This window comes from Bradyrhizobium barranii subsp. apii, assembly GCF_011516635.5.
In the GTDB taxonomy this organism is placed as follows: domain Bacteria; phylum Pseudomonadota; class Alphaproteobacteria; order Rhizobiales; family Xanthobacteraceae; genus Bradyrhizobium; species Bradyrhizobium barranii.
This window is the reverse complement of sequence record NZ_CP096255.1, coordinates 1,774,130-1,791,055: the sequence shown is the minus strand read 5'-3', so window position 1 is coordinate 1,791,055 and position 16,926 is coordinate 1,774,130. Positions and strand designations below refer to the sequence as shown.

Genomic DNA, 16,926 nt, shown 5'->3' with positions numbered 1-16,926 from the left:
AGCATATTGACATCCCGGGCGAAGCTCTTTGAAAGAGTTGCACCCCATGTCCATGATTGCGCCCCGAAATTCGCCCCGGCCGAAGCTACCGAACGGCGTGCGCATCTATGCGATCAGCGATATCCACGGCTGCGCGCATCTGCTCGAGCAGATGTTCGCCGTGATCGATGCGGACATGGCGAACAGCCGGCCGTTTCGCGCGATCGAGGTCTTCCTCGGCGACTACATCGATCGCGGACCGGACTCGCGTCATACCCTCGATCTCCTGATCAACCGCAGCCGCCGCCGCAACACCGTCTTTCTCAAGGGCAATCACGAGGCCTATTTCACCTCGGTGCTGGAAGATCCCGCGCGCGCCGCGGAATGGTTTCAGTTCGGCGGGCTCCAGACCCTGATGTCGTACGGCGTGTCGGCCGCGCCCGGCCTTGGCAAGGACGAGTTGCCCGATCTGGTTCGCGAGCTCACATCCGTGATGCCGCCGGAGCACATCGCGTTCCTGCGCCAGTTGCGGCCGACCTTCACATGCGGCGACTTCTTCTTCGTCCATGCAGGGGTGCGTCCGGGAATTCCGCTCTCCGAGCAGCGCGAGCAGGACCTGTTGTGGATCAGGGACGAGTTCCTGCAAAGCAACAGGCGCTTCGGCAAATACGTCGTGCACGGCCATACGCCGGTGAAGCAGGCCGAGTTGCTCGAGAACCGGGCCAACATCGATACCGGGGCCTATGCCACCGGAAACCTGACGCTGCTGTCCATTCAGGGCAACAGCATGCTCGCGATCTAGCGGTCTCGCTCGCGCGCCGTATCAAGCGTCAGTTGGTGGGGCTCGCCGGAGGCCGGTAGTCCGGGAAACGGCTCAGCATCGCCGCCTTCAGGAACTTGAAATGGGCGATCGAGGCGCCGAGCTCCTTGAGTCGGCGCTGGCCGTTCAGGATTTCCTTGTCGAACAGGTCCTGGTGGTGATTGTCGAGCGCCTCGCGCTCGAGATATTCGTCGTCGCCGTTGCCGATCGTCACGGCGGCGCGCGCCAGCACGTCCTCGACCCGCCGGTTGAGACCTGACTGCTCGCGCTCCGCCGCATGCAGGGCGTCATCGATCGCAACCATGATGGCTTCGATGCGGGTGCGATCGGTTTCGGCGTCGCGCTCGGGCGAGCGCGCGCGGAACACCTGCTCTCCGCCGAAACGGTCTTTCAGGAAGTTATGGGTGCGGGCCCGCAGGAAGAGCTGAAACATGCGTGCATTTTCCGGTTCGAGGCGCCAGACTAGAAAATGGGCCCGCGATGGTTAATAAAGGCTGAATCCTTCGCGTCGCTCGGTGCGGCTTTGCGCCATCCAGGCCCTCCAGGCCCCCTCATGCTTCTCATAGAGCTCGAGCCTGCGCCGCTCGCCGGCATCGGGCGCGACCTGCGCCTGCTCGCTGTCGAGCCGCTCGAACTCGAACGTCTCCTCTGGCGTCAGGCCGATCAGGACGCGGCGACCTCCCCCATCGACGAAATACCGCCGTGGCGCGTTGTACGTCGGGCTCGTCATGGCGTCTCCCCGAAATCCCGTCATGATTCACTCCCCTCCGCCGCCATGCGAGCCGCAACGCGAGAACCGCACGCCGGTTGTAAATCCTCAGAATGCACGCCGCGCCCTCGCCAATGAACTGTTCTGCCGGAACGCGGTGGGACTGTAGGGACGGTGGAACGGATGACGCTCCGCGCGCTCGCGGGGCCGCAGCGCGCGTGTCGCGTAGCCTGCGCCAAAGCCAGCGAGGAGCGAGACCAGGATCGCGAGCAGCATCATTCGCAATTCGTTCCAGTGACACCGGCAGTCTCATCCTCGAGTTGTGTCGAGATCATGATCACCGCCGCTGATTTTCTCGTCATGCCAGGGATTTTTTGGGCAGCACCCTGCATGCGAACTGATCTGGCTCGTGCGTCAACCGAAAAACCAGAGGAACAATCGCACCAGCATCAGCGTGATGAAATACACCCAGCCCGCCATCGCGATCAGCGCGACGCTGAAAAACGCGCCTTCAAACGCCCGCTCTCTGAGCTTCGTGAGAGGAAGTGCCGCTCGCGCCTTTTGAAGCATCTCGGTCTTCTTGATTTTGTTGATTTTGATTTGTTCGTGCGCGCGCACCATAGCCGAACGAATTCGACGATCTCGTGACGACTCAACCGAGAGAAGCACAATACTGCTCGTCAAACCGCTGCCGCATGCATCGCGATTGGATTTTTTCTCGTTCGAAGCCGTTGCGACCAACCGGCGCCGATTCAATTCAAGTTGATCGCTCGAATCGACGTCGTGATCTCGAAGCAAACAATGTCGTGATCTCGAAGCACTTAATTCCTAATCGCGCACAAGTGCTGACGCCGAAACGCCGTACCATCCATTGTCAAGTGGAGGTTGCCGGCCTGAGCTTGGAGGACATTGAGGGACACATCGCAGGGAACAAGTTCCCTGCTCGCCTCCATCGTCAGCATGGCGTCCGAGCAGCTCCTGCCTGTCTTCGCAAGCCGATGATCCAGTGTCTGCGGTCCAGCCTGACGTTCGCCGACCTCAGGAGAATCCTCATCACCACCACGCGGCAAGACCGGTCGCTGTTTCGACGGCTGCTCGGCGACGGCTCGGGGATCGGCACTTCTTCCATGCTCATCAGAACAGTCCGCGCGGATTGGCGGAGCTGCTGAGTCTTGCCGCAGCGTCGAGACGCGGAGTTGGGTCTCGGATATCGGCATGCGCCCCCGCGAGGATTTCGAGCGCGGACTTGCGAAGACCGTGCGCCGGTTCTGACAACCAGACGTCGTGGCAGAACATCCTCGATCCCCACCATCAAAGCGTGCAGACCGATCTTGGTTAGCGAAACTCCGTGGTTATACGGAGCGCAACACGCCGATTTCATCGCGGTAAGGTTGAGCGGTTAGCTTAATCCGCGTTGTTTGTTGCGAACCTTAGTGGATCGCATATCCATCTTCTCACCGGGCTCCCCCAGGCCCGGCCCCACCCAAGCAAAGCCGTCGAGCGAACGTGGGTCCGCTTGGCGGCTTTGTCTTTGTGTCGACGAGAGGATGATTTCGGTTATGGCGCGCAGGCCCTGGTCGTTCAAGGAAGACCGCCGGCTGATGGAATTGGCCAAGTCTTCGACTTCGCTGGAAGAGGCAGCAAAACTTCTCGGGCGCTCGCCCGATGCGATCAAGCGTATGGCCTTGCGCCTCGGCCTGTCGCTGAAATCCAAGGGCGCCAAGAAGGGCTAGCGTCGGCCGCGCGCGACACGTCATGGACGGGTGCGTCCGCCTCATCAATCGATGCATGGCAGCCGCCAATCGACATGGGCCGATCGCTTCAGCACTCTCGATCTCTCCGCACCCGGATGTTAGACTATCCAACGATGAAGATTGAACATCGTCCCTTTTCGGCGCAAAACGGTCGCCGGACCGGCTTCGGTCTCAGTTTGATAGATTGTTGGAGGAATGCACCATGTTGTCCCGCGCGCTCGCCGTAGCTCTGCTCCTGGCTCTGCCCTCAGTAGCGTCGGCGCAAGTCCCCGTGGGGTTCGGATTTCCAAACGGCGCGCCGTGGTGCGCCTTCGGTTTCGACTGCCGATTCCTGAATTACCGGGAATGCGCCGACTGGATTTTCGATCCCGCGCGCAACTGCCTCAAGAATCCGTACTTCGCAGCCCACTACCCGACCAATGTCGACAAGGGCTGGACCTACAATCGGCGTTGAACGTCGGTCCCTGCGAACGGCTTGGTCATGCGGTCAGGCATGTTGCTTTGTGCCTGACCGGGGTGGCCTGGTTTTGTCGATGACGAGAATTTGGGCAGGCGCGATCGCCTGCCCGTTCCCCTGAAGGCGGAACTCTCAGCCGAGCTCCGCATTGCTTTCGAAAGAAAGCGGGAGGCGGAGCCGTCATGGCATGCTCCTTCCTTATCGTGATGTCGATCTGGTTCGGCATCAACTTCCTGTTCTTGGCAGTGCGGCTTTGGGTCACCAGGCGGAAGAACTGGCAGATGAATGCCTGCCCTCGCCAATTCAGCGCCGTCCGCGTGACATCGCGACTGCACCGCCACGTTTGACGTCAACTGAATGCATGCGGATTGGGCCGTAGCCACGGCTCCGCGGCTCGCCCGTGAACCTTGGTTCATGCCCTCGAGGGTTTGTGAACCTTAACGATGTTCTTGGCTTTCGAAAGCGGCCAGCCGGTCGACCGGCTATGTTGGCGCAATGCGTCGCAACCATCTCATCGCAGCCGCGGTTATCTGTCTCGTGCTCATCGTTTATGCGACGCTGGCCAAGCTCGCGGGCCGGCCGGCACTCATGGGCCACGCGGAGGCCTACTGGGTCGTCGTGATTGAGCGCTTCAGCGCCTACGGTCTGCTGGGCTTCCTGCTGTCCTTCCTGCTACCGGGGCGCGTCAGGCTGGCTTGCGCGTTCGTGGTCGCCGTCGCAGTCGGGTTAGAGGTCTTGCAGGCGGTGACGCCGGATCGTGATCCACGATTCATCGATGTGCTGCAAAAGGCCGCCGGCGGCACCGTCGGCGTCCTTCTGGCCCAAACCATCCTGGCTTTCCTGCCGAGGCCGCCGTCCTGAGGCGGCCGCGGCGCCGCGAGAACTTACGCCACTCCGCGTCGCAAGCTCGGCTGACTGGTCGAAAGAACCCCGGACATCTGGCGATGGGCATCGCGCAGCGCCGTGATCGCGTCATCGAGGTCGAATTCGGCTTCGCGAACGGTCTCGAAGAACCGGGCCATCAAGGCGAGGTTCAGCTTGACGCGGGTGTTCCCGTCGCGGCTCTTGCGGCGATCGAGCGACAGATGCATCGCCTGCATCCTGGCCTCGGCAGCGCTGCAGCCGCTGAGGGTCGCGAGTTCGTCATATGTCATCCAGATCTGAGGCATGTCCCTGTCCGCCTTTTGTTATGGGCCCCAACCTAGATTTCACCTCTAAAACTAGTGTTGCCGCAGTCCAGTCGCGCCGTGATTTCGCGACAACAGCGTCAATGCAAAGCTAAAAGCCCGCACCCTACGACACAGGCGCCTTGGGCGGCGTGAACGGATGACGCGGCCGGGAACGGTTGTCGAGGCCCTTGGGCAGCTTGTCGGCGTTGAGCTTCACGACCGCGCATTTCGCGTCGGCTGCCGGCGCATCTTCCTGGCTGTAGATCAGCGTCGCCTCGAACTTCACGTCGGGCGCTTCCTTGGCCGTTCCCGAACAGCTCGCCACCAGGCCGTTGCACACACCCGAGAGTTTGACCTCGACCTCATCAGGCCCAAACACGCTCAGCGGGCCGTCGGCATGCCGGTTCACGGTCAGGACGGCCGAGAAGTGCTGCTCATCGACCCGGTAGGAACCACCATAAGTAAAGAAGCTGTCGCGGCCCGAGATCCGGCCCTCGGCCAGATCCACGATGCCGGTGCCCTGACCTCGTGAGGTCCTGAACCAGGCAGCGTATTTACCGTCTCTCAGCATGGGGAATTTTCCGAGGTGAAGATCGCCCTGTATTTGCGACCAACTCTGGGGCGCGACAATGACCTAACGGCCGGCCCTTCGGGCAAGGTTAATGCTCCGAAAACCCAATCCGTCGAATTGCCGCCGACGCGCGCCGCCGGCGGCGGCGAACGTCAGAACAGCTCTATACCGTCATCCGCGGTCTCGACCGCTTCGATGCGACGCGTGGCGGCGATCGACGCGAGGCCAAGCGTTTGCAGGAATTCGCGGCGAACGTCCCGCTCGCGCTCCATCGTGTAGCGCGCGAAGAGATCATCGAGCATCGCCTGATCCTGCGCCTCCGGCTGCGGCCGCTGCGCGCTCGCGGTCTCGAGGCGCGCGGCAACCGCGGGCAAGGCCGCGGCGCTCTCGCCTAGCGAGCTCATCAGACCTTGCGCCGAATTCATCAGGCCTTCGAATTCCGCGCCTTCATCGACGAGCCGGCTCATCAGCTTGCCGAGCCGTTCATTGCCGACCTCGACCTCGCGCAGCGCCTGGAGGATCTGCGGCTCGAACTTGGCGAGCTGCGTGGGATCGCCCCGGACGCGGAGCTCCTTTAGCTCGTTCGCAGAGCGCTCGATGCCGTCGAGCACAGGCCGCAAGCGCCCCGCGCCCGCCGAAACCTGGTCGGCGGTCGCCTTGAGCTCGTTGGCGATCACGACGAACGCGCTGCCGCGACTGCCCAAATGGCTTGCCTTCAGGCCGGCATTCATTCCGATCAGGGTGATGTCGACGGTCGCCTCGGCGAGCCCGGCGATGGCCTGGCGAAACTTTGCCAGCGTGTCCTCGACGATGGCGAGCGCCTCGTCGACCGAGCGGCCGGCGCTTTCGCAGGTGGCGATCAGGGTCGAGGCATGTGCCAGTGCCTGCTTGATGCGCGCCAGAAACGATGACGGGCCGCCATCCTCGCCGCCGAACAGCGTGCGGCCATGGCCGACGACATTGCCCGCATCGTGCAGGATGGCCGTGAGCGCGCGAACGATCTGGCCGATGTCGCCGCCAAATTCACGCTGGGCGTCCCTGAGCAAGGCCGCCTGCAACTGGCAGATCGCGCGCGCGCCGTCCTCGCTCGCACCCCGTTCGGGAACGAGGCCCGGCGCAGCTTCCGCCGCCTGGCCGAGGCCATGACAGACATGTTCGAGGCGCTGGCGCGTGCTGTCGCCGGCCTGCAAGGAAATGATCGCGCCGCCGACCGCCTCGGCGATCTTCCTGGTGCTGGTGCTCGCGAGGTCGGCGAGCTGGCTGCTGTCGCGGCGCTGGCCGCGCAATCCGGAATAGGCTGCGCCGAGCTCGGCGCTCTCCGACACCAATTGACTCCGGTAGCGGCTCTCGAATTCCCTCTGCCGACCGGACGCGGTCGCAACGGCTTCCGACAGGCGCTGCTGGTCCCGCGCGCAGCCCTCGATCGAACCTTGTACCGCCTTGCCGAGATCGTAGGCTTCCTGCGTGAAGGCGAGAAAGCCCTCGCGATCGCCATCCAGCGAGGCCGCCTCGATCCGCGCGCTGCGCGCGATGATGGTGATCATCTGGATATGCTTGAACAGCGGCTTGAGCAGCGCGGACGCCTCCGCCGTGCTGGTGCCGATGGTCGCAAGCAGCGCGCTCTCGGACGGCAGCGCCTCTGCCAGCTCGCTGAGCCGCGCGGCGATCTCCTGTAGCGCGGTGGCCGCGCCCTCGATCTCGGCGCCGGAGAGTTCCTCCGAGAGCGTCGCGAGGCCCTGGTTCAGCTCCTTGAAGATGAGGTGGCCGCGACCGAGCTCGTGACCGACGCGCGCGAAGACGTCCTCGATCCGCGACGAGACATCCTCGATCGCGACGATCGCCTCGGTGAGCGTGTTGGCTGGAATGGCGGACATCGCAATCAACCTGCCACCGCAACGTGTCCGGCCTGATACCAGAGCATGATCTCGCGCGGGATATGATGCAGCGAGACGACCTTCTCGACACCGCCATGCGCGATGGCTTCCTTGGGCATGCCGAACACCACGCAGCTCTCCTCGTCCTGCGCGCGTGTCGAGGCGCCGAGCTTGCGCATCTCCAGCATGCCGCGCGCGCCGTCGTCGCCCATGCCCGTCATGATCACGCCGAGCGCGTTGGCGCCGGCATGCTGGGCCGCGGAGCGAAACAGCACGTCGACCGACGGGCGATGCCGCGACACCGGCGGGCCGTCCTTGATCGCGATCTGGTAGCGCAGGCCGATGCGCTGGAGCAGCATGTGACGGGCGCCCGGCGCGATATAGGCGCAGCCCGGCAGCACCGGCTCGCCGTCCTCGGCTTCCTTGACGCGAACCTGGCAGACGCTGTCGAGACGTCTGGCGAAGGCCGCGGTGAACCCTGCCGGCATGTGCTGGACGATGACGATGGGAGGACAGTGCGGCGGCAGCATCTCGAGGACGTCGTTGAGCGCTTCGGTGCCGCCAGTCGATGCGCCGATGCATACGATGCGCTCAGTCGTCGGCCGGACCTTGCCCTGCACCGGCGGCTGGATGATGGCGTCGGCGGTCAGCTTCCTCTCGATCATACGGCGCTCCGCCCGCGGACGCACCCGCGCGCGCGCTGCCGATTTCACGGCCTCGCGCAGCCGCGTCGAGCATTCGAGCAGCGCCTGCCGGGTGTCGATCTTCGGCTTCGGCACGATGTCGACCGCGCCCGCCTCGAACGCCTCGAACATCACGTTGGAACCTTCCTCGGTGAGCGAGGAGCAGATGATCACCGGAATCGGGCGCTGCGCCATGATCTTGCGCAGGAAAGTCATGCCGTCCATGCGCGGCATTTCCAGGTCGAGGATCATGACATCGGGGATTTCGTTCTGGAGGCGGCGCGCCGCCGCGAACGGATCAGAGGCCGCCCCCATCACCTCGATGTCAGGATCGTCGTTGAGGATCGTTTGCAGGATTTGGCGCACCGACGCCGAATCGTCCACGATCAGTACGCGAACTTTCTCCCTCGGCATTCTGGTTGCGCTCCGGCTAGACCTTGAAAATGGTTGGCTGAACTTGCTTCAGACCCGGCACTGCACTGTGAATCATCGATTCCGAATGACCGACCAGAAGATAGCCGCCGGGCCGCAAATGGCTGCACAATTGCTCGATCACCTTGCGCTGGGTCTCGCGCTCGAAATAGATCAGGACGTTGCGGCAGAAGATGATGTCGACGTCCCGGTCGACGGGGTAGGACTTATCCATGAGGTTCATCCTCATGAAATGCGTCATGCGCCGCAATTCCGGCACCACCCGCACTTCGCCGCGCAACTTGTCCCGCGACGACAGGAAATAACGCTTCACGAAGGGCTCCGGCACCGGGGCGAGCACGTCGCGGGTGTAGATCGCGGACTTGGCAAGTCGCAGCACCGCGGTCGAGATGTCGGTCCCGAGGATGCGGTACTGAAACCGCGAGCCGTTCCGCGTCATGTCGTCCAGCACCATGGCGGTGGTGTAGGCTTCCATGCCGGTGGAGCTCGCCGAGCTCCAGATCTTCAGGTTCGCGTTCTTCCGCCCGTGCGACTTGAGCAGGGCCGGGATCGCGACGTCCCTCATGAAGGTGAAGTGCTGGGGCTCCCGGAAGAAGTCGGTCTTGTTGGTCGTCACCACATCGATGAGATGGGTCAGCTCGGTGTCGAAATGATCGGCCTCGAACAGGTTGTCGACATACTCGTTGAGGTCGGAGAAGTTCAGCGCGCGCACGCGCTTGTGCAGCCGCCCCTCCAGCATCAGCCGCTTGCCCTGCGGCAGCTTGATGCCGACCTGGCCCTCGATCAGTTCGGCGATGGTCCGGAAGTGGCGGTCGGACAGATGGACGACCGTATCCTGCACGGCGGGCATCATGGCTGAATGCCCCGATCCGCGATGGCCGCCTGCACTGAATGTCGGGCCGAACGGGCCATCTTGAATCCCGCGCGTTTACACGATCACTGACGGCGGATCGGCCCACCGGTGAAGGATGGGCCGACCTCTTGACCGCTCTCAGCGCTGGAAATCGGCGTCCCGATCGTCCTCGCCGTCGTTCATGTCGAAGGCGAAGCCGCCGCCACCGGCCGCCTTCACCGCGCGCGCCGGCCTCGCCTGCGGCTTCTTGGCCGGCCGCTCGACAGCCGCCATTGTCGCCGCCTTGGCGCGGAGCTGGGTAACCGCCCGGTCGATCGGCGCGGCGGCCTGGCCGCGTCCCTGCTCGATGCGGAAATAGGCGATCGTCGACTGAAGCTGCTCGGCCTGCGAGGCGAGCTCCTCCGAGGTCGAGGAGACCTGTTCGGAGGCGCTGGCGTTCTGCTGGCCGACCTTGTCGAGCTGCTGGATCGCCTGGTTGATCTGGGCCGAGCCGACGTCCTGCTCGCGGCAGGCGGCGGTGATTTCCTCGACGAGCTCTGCCGTCCTCTTGATATCTGGGACGAGCTTGGAGAGCATATTGCCGGCCTCCTGCGCGACCTTGACGGTTTCAGTCGAGAGCGTGCCGATCTCGGCGGCGGCCGCCTGGCTGCGTTCGGCGAGCTTGCGCACTTCGGACGCAACCACGGCAAAGCCCTTGCCGTGCTCGCCGGCGCGCGCGGCCTCGACCGCGGCGTTGAGCGCGAGCAGGTCGGTCTGGCGCGCGATCTCCTGCACGATCGTGATCTTCTCGGCGATGGTCTGCATCGCGTTGACGGCGCGGCCGACGGCGGCGCCGCTGGCCTCGGCATCCTTGGCGGACTGCGCGGCGATCTTCTCGGTCTGGTTGGCGTTGTCGGCGTTCTGCTTCACGTTCGAGGCCATCTCTTCCATCGAGGACGAGGCTTCCTCGGCGGACGAGGCCTGCTCGGTCGCGCCCTGCGAGAGCTGCTCGGCACTGGCCGAGAGCTCCTGGCTGCCAGCGGAGACGTTCTGCGCCGCGGTCAGGGCTTCCGACACGATCTGACGGAGCTTCTCCACCATGCGCTCGAGCGCGAGGCCGAGCGTATCCTTGTCCGACAGCGGTTTGGCCTCGACCATGAGATCGCCCTGTGCGATCTGGTTGGCGAGCGCCGCCGTCGCGTTGAGGTTGACCGTCATCGCGTTCAGCGACTTGATGAGATCGCCGATCTCGTCATTGCTGGAGGACTCGATCTTGTGGCTGAGATCGCCGATCGCCACCGCATCAGCGAGACCCACCGCCTGCGCCAGCGCACGGCTGATGTTCAGCGCAATCCAGGTCGCCGCGACCGCGGCGATCAGGAGCGAGGCAATGACCAGGCTCATCAGCAGCATCTCGGCGCGCGCACCGTCCTGCTTGGACTGCTCGGCCTGCTCAGCCATGTTCTTCTTGACATTCTTGATGTAGACGTCGGCCGCTTCGATCGCGTCCGCAACGACCTTGCGGCCATCATGCATGGAGCGGTCCAGGGCCTTCGGCTTGTCGGTCTTCGCGAGCCGGACCGTCTCGTCCTGATAGGCGTTGAGCTTGGCGAAAGCGACGTTGAAGACTTCCATCAGCTTCTTGCCGCTTTCGCTGGCAGCCGCGTAGATCTCGTCCTTCGACTTGGTGATCGCATCGCGGTTCTTGATGAGGTCGGCCTGGAACTGCTCGTGCTCTGCATCGGACGCTGCGAGAATCGCGTTCTTCTCCGCGCGCACAAGGAACAGGATGCCTTCCTTCAGCTCCGCGGCCTTTTCCATCCGGCCCGCACGGCTGACCAGAAGCTCGGTGGTGCTGACCATGTCCGCCAGCTTCATATAGCCGACCGCACCGGCGATCATGGACAGCAGGATGACGACGCCGAAGGCGCTGGCAAGCTTGGCTTTGACGGTGAATCTCATGTCAGTCTCGTTGGTTCGAATTGGGGTGCTTACGCTTGACCACGCTTCACGCTTGCAAATTCAGGCGGCGCGAGAGGTATCGCGCCCTTCCGGGATCTCGTCGTTCGCCATCAGCTTGGCGAGATCGAAGATGACGACGAATTTCTCGCCCTTGCGGCCGATCCCGGCGGCATAGTCGGACTGCCATTTGCCGCCGACCTCCGGGATGGGTTCGATCGCCTGCTCGTCGATATCGGTGACCTCGAACACGCAATCGGCCACGAAGCCGACGCCGACCAGGCGATCCTTCATCGGCACGTCGAGGATGATGATGCGGGTCGCTTCAGTCGCTTCCACGGCCGGCAGGCCGAGCTTGGTGCGGAGGTCGACGATGGGATAGCCGCTGCCGCGCACGTCGATCATGCCGAGCAGGAAATTCGGCGCATGCGGCAGCCGTGAGATCGGCCGCATGTCAAGAATTTCCCGGACATTGCGGATCGAGATGCCGAACGTCTCGCCGGCGAGCCCGAGCGTCAGATATTGCGAGGTTGCGGCCATGGTACGGTCCAGAGTCAGATTGTTTTCAAGTTGCGGTCAGCGCTGAAACTCGGCGTCGCGGTCGTCTTCGCCGTCCTGCATGTCAAAGGCGAAGCCGCCGCCATTGGCGACCTTCATCGCGCGCGCCGGCTTGCGGGCGGGCGCGGGCTTCTTGACGCCGCGGTCCGCTGCCGCCATGTGCGCGGCCTTGGCGCGGAGCTGGGTGACCGCACGGTCGATCGGCGCGGGCGCAGCAGCCTCGCCGCGACCGGCATGCTCGATGCGGAAGAACGAGATGGTGGACTGAAGCTGCTCGGCCTGCGAGGCGAGCTCCTCGGAGGTCGAGGACACCTGCTCGGAGGCGCTGGCGTTCTGCTGGCCGACCTTGTCGAGCTGCTGGATCGCCTGGTTGATCTGGGCCGAGCCGACGTCCTGCTCGCGGCAGGCCGCCGTGATCTCCTGGACCAGCTCGGCAGTCTTCTTGATGTCGGGCACAAGCTTGGACAGCATGTCGCCGGCTTCCCGCGCGACCTTCACGGTTTCCGTCGACAGCGTACCGATGTCGGCCGCGGCCGCCTGGCTGCGTTCGGCGAGCTTGCGCACTTCGGACGCGACCACGGCAAAGCCCTTGCCATGCTCACCGGCGCGTGCGGCCTCGACCGCGGCGTTGAGGGCAAGCAGGTCGGTCTGGCGCGCGATCTCTTGCACGATCGTGATCTTCTCAGCGATGGTCTGCATCGCATTGACGGCACGCCCCACGGCGACGCCGCTGGCTTCCGCGTCCTTGGCCGACTGCGCGGCGATCTTCTCGGTCTGGTTGGCGTTGTCGGCATTCTGCTTCACGTTCGAGGCCATCTCTTCCATCGAGGACGAGGCTTCTTCGGCCGACGAGGCCTGTTCGGTCGCGCCCTGCGACAGCTGCTCGGCACTGGCCGAAAGCTCCTGGCTGCCGGCCGAGACGTTCTGCGCCGCGGTGAGTGCTTCGGCGACGATCTGCTTGAGCTTCTCGACCATGGAGTTCAGCGAGGTAACGAGATCGCCGATCTCGTCGTTGCTTGTGACCTTGATCGACTGGCTGAGATCGCCATCGGCAACCGCGCCGGCGAGCCCGACGGCGCGGCCGAGACCGCGGGAGATGCTCAAGGAAATCCAGATCGCGGCGATCAGGCCGATGACAAGCGAAGCCAGCACGGCCGAGATCAGCAGGAGCTGGGCCCGGTTGCCGTCCTCGTGAGCCTGGGCCGCCTGAGCGGCCATGTTCTTCTTGACGTTGGTGACGTAGACGTTGGCGGCTTCCATGGCCTCGGCGACCGCCTTGCGGACCTCGGTCATGGAGCGCTCGGCGGCTTTCGCCTTGTCGGTCCGGGCGGTCTTGAGGGCGTCGTCCTGAACGGCGTTCATCCGCGCATACGCGACGCCGAAATTCTCCATGAGTTTCTTGCCTTCGGGGGAAGCCGCGGCCTGGATCTCTTCCTTCAACTTCGAGAGCGTCTCGCGCTGCTTGGCGATTTCGGCGATAAAACGATCCGCCTCGCCTTCAGGCGCGAGAATGAGGTTCTTCTCGGCGCGAACCTGAAGCAGGATACCCTTCTCGATCTCCGCCGCACGGTCCATCCGGTTGGCACGCGACACCAGACTGTCGGCGGTGTCGATCATCTCGCTCAGTTTCACATAAGCGAGGCCGCCCGCCGCCATCGACAGCAACAGGACCACACCGAACGCGATGGCAAGCTTTGCCTTGACCGTGAATCTCATTTCCAGCCCCTACCCCAGTCTCGCCCCGAGACCTCATTTCAATTCAGGATGCGTTCCATGTTGGGAACGATGACAAACTCTTCACGCCACTTGGCGATGAAACGGATGAATTCCGGCTTCCAGTGCATGCCGACGCGCGGCGTCTGCTGCACGTCGGTCTGCGATATCTCCGTGACCTCATAGACCTTGTCGGCAGTGACACCGACCAGCACCGGCTCGCCGTCGAGCTCGATCTCGATGACGACGATGCGGGTGTCGGCGGAGTCGTCGAGCTGCGGCATGCCGAAGCGAATGCGCAGGTCGGCGAGCGGAATGACGTTGCCACGCACGTTGATGACGCTCGGAACGAAGGCCCGCGCGCCGGCCACCTTGGTCACCGGCACGGGATCGATGATCTCGCGCACGAGGCCGGCATCGAGCGCAAACTTCTCCTCGCCGAGGCCGATCATCACGACCTGCATCGCGTCGACCTGATGTTCGCCCGTATGCGCCTCGTTCATCACGCCGCCTCGCTGATGTGCTGCTTCTCGACCTTCGACTGCGCCATCGCGACGAGCTGTGCGACATCGAGGATCAGCGCCGCCGTACCATCGCCCAGAATGGTCGCGCCGGAGAAGATCGTGACGTCGGAGTGCAGCTTGGACAGCGACTTGATCACGGTCTGGTGGTTGCCGATGATCTGGTCGGCGACCAGGCCGACGCGGGTCTCGCCGGTCGAGATGATGATCGTCTTCTGGTGCCGGTCAGGCGCGCCCGATGCGGTCATGATCTCGCGCAAGCGCAGGAACGGCACGAGGTTGCCGCGCACGTTGAGGAAATTGCGGCCGCGGGAGCGTTCGTCCTCGGCCGTCAGCTCGACGCATTCCTCCACCGCCGACAACGGAATGATGTAGCGGCCCTCGCCGACGCGAATCAAAAGACCCTCGATGATTGCAAGCGTCAGCGGCAGACGCAGCGTCACCGTGGTGCCCTGGCCCGGCCGGGTCGACAGATCGATCGTGCCGCGCATGTTCTCGATGGTGCGCTTGACCACGTCCATGCCGACGCCACGGCCCGACAGCGCCGAGATGGTCTGCGCGGTCGAGAAGCCCGGGTGGAACAGGAACTGGTGGATCTCGTGATCGGTCAGCACCGCGCCGGAGGCGATCAGCCCCTGCTCTTCCGCTTTCGCGCGGATGCGCGCGGTGTTGAGGCCGCCGCCATTGTCCTTCACGGTGACGAGCACCTGCGCACCGGAATGAACGGCCGCGAGCTCGATCCGGCCTTGCTCCGTCTTGCCGTTGGCGGAGCGGGTCGCGGTGTCTTCGATGCCATGGTCGATGGCGTTGCGGATCAGGTGAACCAGCGGATCGGCCAGGCACTCGATCATGGTCTTGTCGAGCTCGGTGTCCTCGCCCGTGGTGACGAATTCGACCGGCTTCGACAGGTCGCGCGACAAATCATGCACCAGGCGGCGGAAGCGGCCGAACAGCGAGCCGATCGGTACCATGCGCCCGCCCATCGTGGTGTCGCGCAGGGAGGAGGCGAGGCGCTCGATTTCCTCGGCGATCATCTTGATCGAGAGATCCGAGCCGGACGAGGCGAGCTGCGTCAGCCGCGCCTGGGCGATGACGAGCTCGCCGACCCGATCCATCAACTCGTCGAGACGCTCGGCCTGGACGCGGACGGTGGCGATGCCGCGATCGTCGCGCTTGGCCTCGGGTTTCGGTTCAGACTTGGATACAGGCGTGGCTTCCGGCTTCGGCTCCGCCTTTGCGACGGGCTGCGCGGCGACAGGCGCAACAACAGCCTCGACCGCCGGCGCGGCCATCTCGGCCGCAGGAGCCGGCTCCTCGTCGAGGAGCTGGAACAGCGGCAGCGGCGCGGGCGCTTCGACCTGCTCGAGCGGCGAGAGCGTCAGCTTCATCTCGTCCTGGACGAACATGAAGACGTCGTCGATCGCGTCCTTGTCGCAGGCCGCGTGCAGCTTGACGTCCCACTTCAGATAGCAGTCTTCCGGCTCCATCTCGTCGAGGAACGGGATGCCATCGGTCACGGGCACGACGAAGCACGGGCCGAGCTTGCAGAGGTCTTCCAGCAGATCGAGCGGGTTCGAGCCGTTGCGCAGGATGTGGGATTCAAATTCCAGATACAGGTGCCAGCCGGTCTGCTTGCTTTCACTGGGAGCCAGCGGCGGTGCTTCTGCGATTTCGGCAACGGGAGCAGCAGGCCGGTCGGGAAACACGAAGCGCTTGAGGTCGTCGAGGATGGCCTCGCCGATGATGTCGTCGGTCGACTGCGGATCCTCGATCAGCGCGCGGATATAGTCCTTGGCCGCAAGCGCGACGGAGATCAGCTCCTGCGTCGGCTTGATCTCGCCCTTGCGGACGCGGTCGAACGCGGTCTCGAATTCGTGCGTAAAGGAGGCGACCTTGTCGAAGCCGAACATGGCGCCCGAGCCCTTGATCGTATGCAGGGCGCGGAAGGCGGAATCGACCAGCTCGCGGTCGTCGGGACGCTGGCCGAGATCGAGCAAGGCCCCTTCCAGGACCTCGAACAGCTCGCTGGCTTCCTGGCGAAAGACCTCTGTCGGGTCTATCGCGTTCATGCACGCACCAGCTTGCCGACCACGGCGAGCAGCTGCTCCGGCTTGAACGGCTTGGTAATCCAGCCGGTGGCGCCGGCGCTCTTGGCTTCCTGCTTCACCGTATCGTTGGATTCGGTGGTCAGGAACACGATGGGCATGCCGACCGCGCTCGGCAGCTTGCGCAGCGCCCGGATCAGCTCCAGCCCGTTCATGACGGGCATATTGAGGTCGGTGATGACGAGGTCGAGCTTGCCGGCCTGCGCCTTGGCGAGCCCTTGCGCGCCGTCGCCGGCCTCGATCACGTTGTGACCGGCCGGCTCGAGCACGACCTTGATCATCTGACGGATGCTGGGGGAATCGTCGACCGTGAGAATCGTGGCCATCAGGTGCCATCTTTCTTTTGCGGGAAGTGCTGATCGATCATCGCATCGCTGGCGAAGCCGGCGCGGCGAAGGGTGTTGCGCAGAGACTGGGAGAATGATGTGAGCACCACCGGGCGGCCTTGGGCCTCGCCCGTCTTGGCGGTCGACAGCAGAAGCTGGATCGAGGTTACGTCGGCCTTGTCGACGCTCGAACAATCGATCTCGAGCCGGTCCTGCCGGCCGAAAGCTTCGCGGATCAGGTCATAGACGCTGCGGATCGCAGCGATGCTGCAATCTGCAGGCAGCCGTAGGGACCACTTCGGCTCAGTGACGTCAGACGGCATTCGTTCCCCAGATTTCCTCGGGATTCGCTGCACGCATGACGCGAATCTCGCGCGACGACTATTCGCTTGGGAGAGTGTGCAAACCCCTAATGGGCATCACCGTACAACTACGGGTCACAAACCGAAGAACTTCGCGCATGC

Annotated in this window: 20 protein-coding genes; 4 read left to right on the top strand and 16 right to left on the bottom strand. The window is 64.0% G+C overall.

Translation table 11 applies throughout. The annotated features are described in order from the left end of the window. Positions 1-46: 46 nt before the first annotated feature. Positions 47-781: a metallophosphoesterase family protein gene (locus HAP41_RS08470; protein ID WP_166103627.1), complete on the top strand. Its 735-nt coding sequence runs from the start codon at positions 47-49 to the stop codon at positions 779-781. Between the two features lie 28 nt (positions 782-809). Here HAP41_RS08470 and HAP41_RS08465 read toward each other — a convergent pair whose 3' ends face one another. The 4 genes from HAP41_RS08465 to HAP41_RS08450 all read right to left on the bottom strand — a co-directional run bounded on the left by HAP41_RS08465 (position 810) and on the right by HAP41_RS08450 (position 2,306). After that, positions 810-1,232, bottom strand: a complete 423-nt coding sequence (locus HAP41_RS08465) for a hypothetical protein (protein ID WP_028150369.1) — start codon at positions 1,230-1,232, stop codon at positions 810-812. Between the two features lie 51 nt (positions 1,233-1,283). Continuing rightward, complete coding sequence (locus HAP41_RS08460; RefSeq protein ID WP_224580911.1) at positions 1,284-1,529, bottom strand: hypothetical protein; 246 nt, start codon at positions 1,527-1,529, stop codon at positions 1,284-1,286. A gap of 87 nt (positions 1,530-1,616) precedes the next feature. Further along, complete coding sequence (locus HAP41_RS08455) at positions 1,617-1,787, bottom strand: hypothetical protein (protein WP_162136531.1); 171 nt, start codon at positions 1,785-1,787, stop codon at positions 1,617-1,619. 135 nt (positions 1,788-1,922) lie between these two features. Next, a complete protein-coding gene (locus tag HAP41_RS08450; RefSeq protein WP_166051456.1) occupies positions 1,923-2,306 on the bottom strand; it encodes a hypothetical protein in 384 nt (127 codons plus the stop codon). Positions 2,307-3,067: 761 nt separating this feature from the next. Here HAP41_RS08450 and HAP41_RS08445 point away from each other — a divergent pair. The 3 genes from HAP41_RS08445 (at position 3,068) to HAP41_RS08435 (ending at position 4,580) form a co-directional block, all read left to right on the top strand. Further along, positions 3,068-3,241, top strand: a complete 174-nt coding sequence (locus tag HAP41_RS08445) for a hypothetical protein (protein ID WP_166103634.1) — start codon at positions 3,068-3,070, stop codon at positions 3,239-3,241. Positions 3,242-3,464: 223 nt separating this feature from the next. After that, positions 3,465-3,716, top strand: a complete 252-nt coding sequence (locus HAP41_RS08440) for a hypothetical protein (protein WP_063985235.1) — start codon at positions 3,465-3,467, stop codon at positions 3,714-3,716. Between the two features lie 498 nt (positions 3,717-4,214). Then, positions 4,215-4,580 (top strand): VanZ family protein, encoded by a 366-nt coding sequence (locus tag HAP41_RS08435; protein WP_166103638.1) that lies wholly within the window; start codon positions 4,215-4,217, stop codon positions 4,578-4,580. 23 nt (positions 4,581-4,603) lie between these two features. Here the strand turns inward: HAP41_RS08435 and HAP41_RS08430 are convergent, their stop codons facing one another. From HAP41_RS08430 to HAP41_RS08375, 12 genes are all read right to left on the bottom strand, one after another. Next, complete coding sequence (locus tag HAP41_RS08430) at positions 4,604-4,888, bottom strand: hypothetical protein (RefSeq protein ID WP_166103640.1); 285 nt, start codon at positions 4,886-4,888, stop codon at positions 4,604-4,606. 124 nt (positions 4,889-5,012) lie between these two features. Continuing rightward, the gene (locus tag HAP41_RS08425; RefSeq protein ID WP_014497533.1) at positions 5,013-5,459 is read right to left on the bottom strand and encodes a hypothetical protein; all 447 of its coding nucleotides are present in this window, start codon (positions 5,457-5,459) and stop codon (positions 5,013-5,015) included. A gap of 152 nt (positions 5,460-5,611) precedes the next feature. Then, on the bottom strand, positions 5,612-7,333 hold the full coding sequence (locus tag HAP41_RS08420; RefSeq protein WP_175618156.1) for a chemotaxis protein: 1,722 nt from the start codon (positions 7,331-7,333) through the stop codon (positions 5,612-5,614). Between the two features lie 5 nt (positions 7,334-7,338). Continuing rightward, the gene (locus HAP41_RS08415; protein WP_166103643.1) at positions 7,339-8,430 is read right to left on the bottom strand and encodes a protein-glutamate methylesterase/protein-glutamine glutaminase; all 1,092 of its coding nucleotides are present in this window, start codon (positions 8,428-8,430) and stop codon (positions 7,339-7,341) included. Positions 8,431-8,446: 16 nt separating this feature from the next. Next, positions 8,447-9,301, bottom strand: a complete 855-nt coding sequence (locus HAP41_RS08410) for a CheR family methyltransferase (RefSeq protein ID WP_071916273.1) — start codon at positions 9,299-9,301, stop codon at positions 8,447-8,449. 138 nt (positions 9,302-9,439) lie between these two features. Then, positions 9,440-11,242, bottom strand: coding sequence for a methyl-accepting chemotaxis protein (locus HAP41_RS08405; protein WP_166103645.1), 1,803 nt, complete (start codon positions 11,240-11,242; stop codon positions 9,440-9,442). A 60-nt stretch (positions 11,243-11,302) separates the two neighbouring features. Further along, positions 11,303-11,779 carry a chemotaxis protein CheW gene (locus HAP41_RS08400; RefSeq protein ID WP_063985241.1) on the bottom strand — a complete coding sequence of 159 codons (477 nt, stop codon included), beginning with the start codon at positions 11,777-11,779 and terminating at the stop codon, positions 11,303-11,305. A gap of 36 nt (positions 11,780-11,815) precedes the next feature. Then, on the bottom strand, positions 11,816-13,513 hold the full coding sequence (locus tag HAP41_RS08395; RefSeq protein WP_166103647.1) for a methyl-accepting chemotaxis protein: 1,698 nt from the start codon (positions 13,511-13,513) through the stop codon (positions 11,816-11,818). Positions 13,514-13,551: 38 nt separating this feature from the next. After that, a complete protein-coding gene (locus HAP41_RS08390; RefSeq protein ID WP_071916276.1) occupies positions 13,552-14,013 on the bottom strand; it encodes a chemotaxis protein CheW in 462 nt (153 codons plus the stop codon). Beyond that, positions 14,013-16,100, bottom strand: coding sequence for a chemotaxis protein CheA (locus HAP41_RS08385; RefSeq protein WP_166103649.1), 2,088 nt, complete (start codon positions 16,098-16,100; stop codon positions 14,013-14,015). Before HAP41_RS08385 ends, HAP41_RS08390 begins: the two co-directional genes overlap by 1 nt. Continuing rightward, complete coding sequence (locus HAP41_RS08380; RefSeq protein ID WP_008142319.1) at positions 16,097-16,462, bottom strand: response regulator; 366 nt, start codon at positions 16,460-16,462, stop codon at positions 16,097-16,099. The genes HAP41_RS08385 and HAP41_RS08380 overlap by 4 nt, the downstream gene beginning before the upstream one ends. Then, positions 16,462-16,785, bottom strand: a complete 324-nt coding sequence (locus tag HAP41_RS08375) for an STAS domain-containing protein (RefSeq protein WP_063985245.1) — start codon at positions 16,783-16,785, stop codon at positions 16,462-16,464. The genes HAP41_RS08380 and HAP41_RS08375 overlap by 1 nt, the downstream gene beginning before the upstream one ends. Positions 16,786-16,926 lie beyond the last annotated feature (141 nt).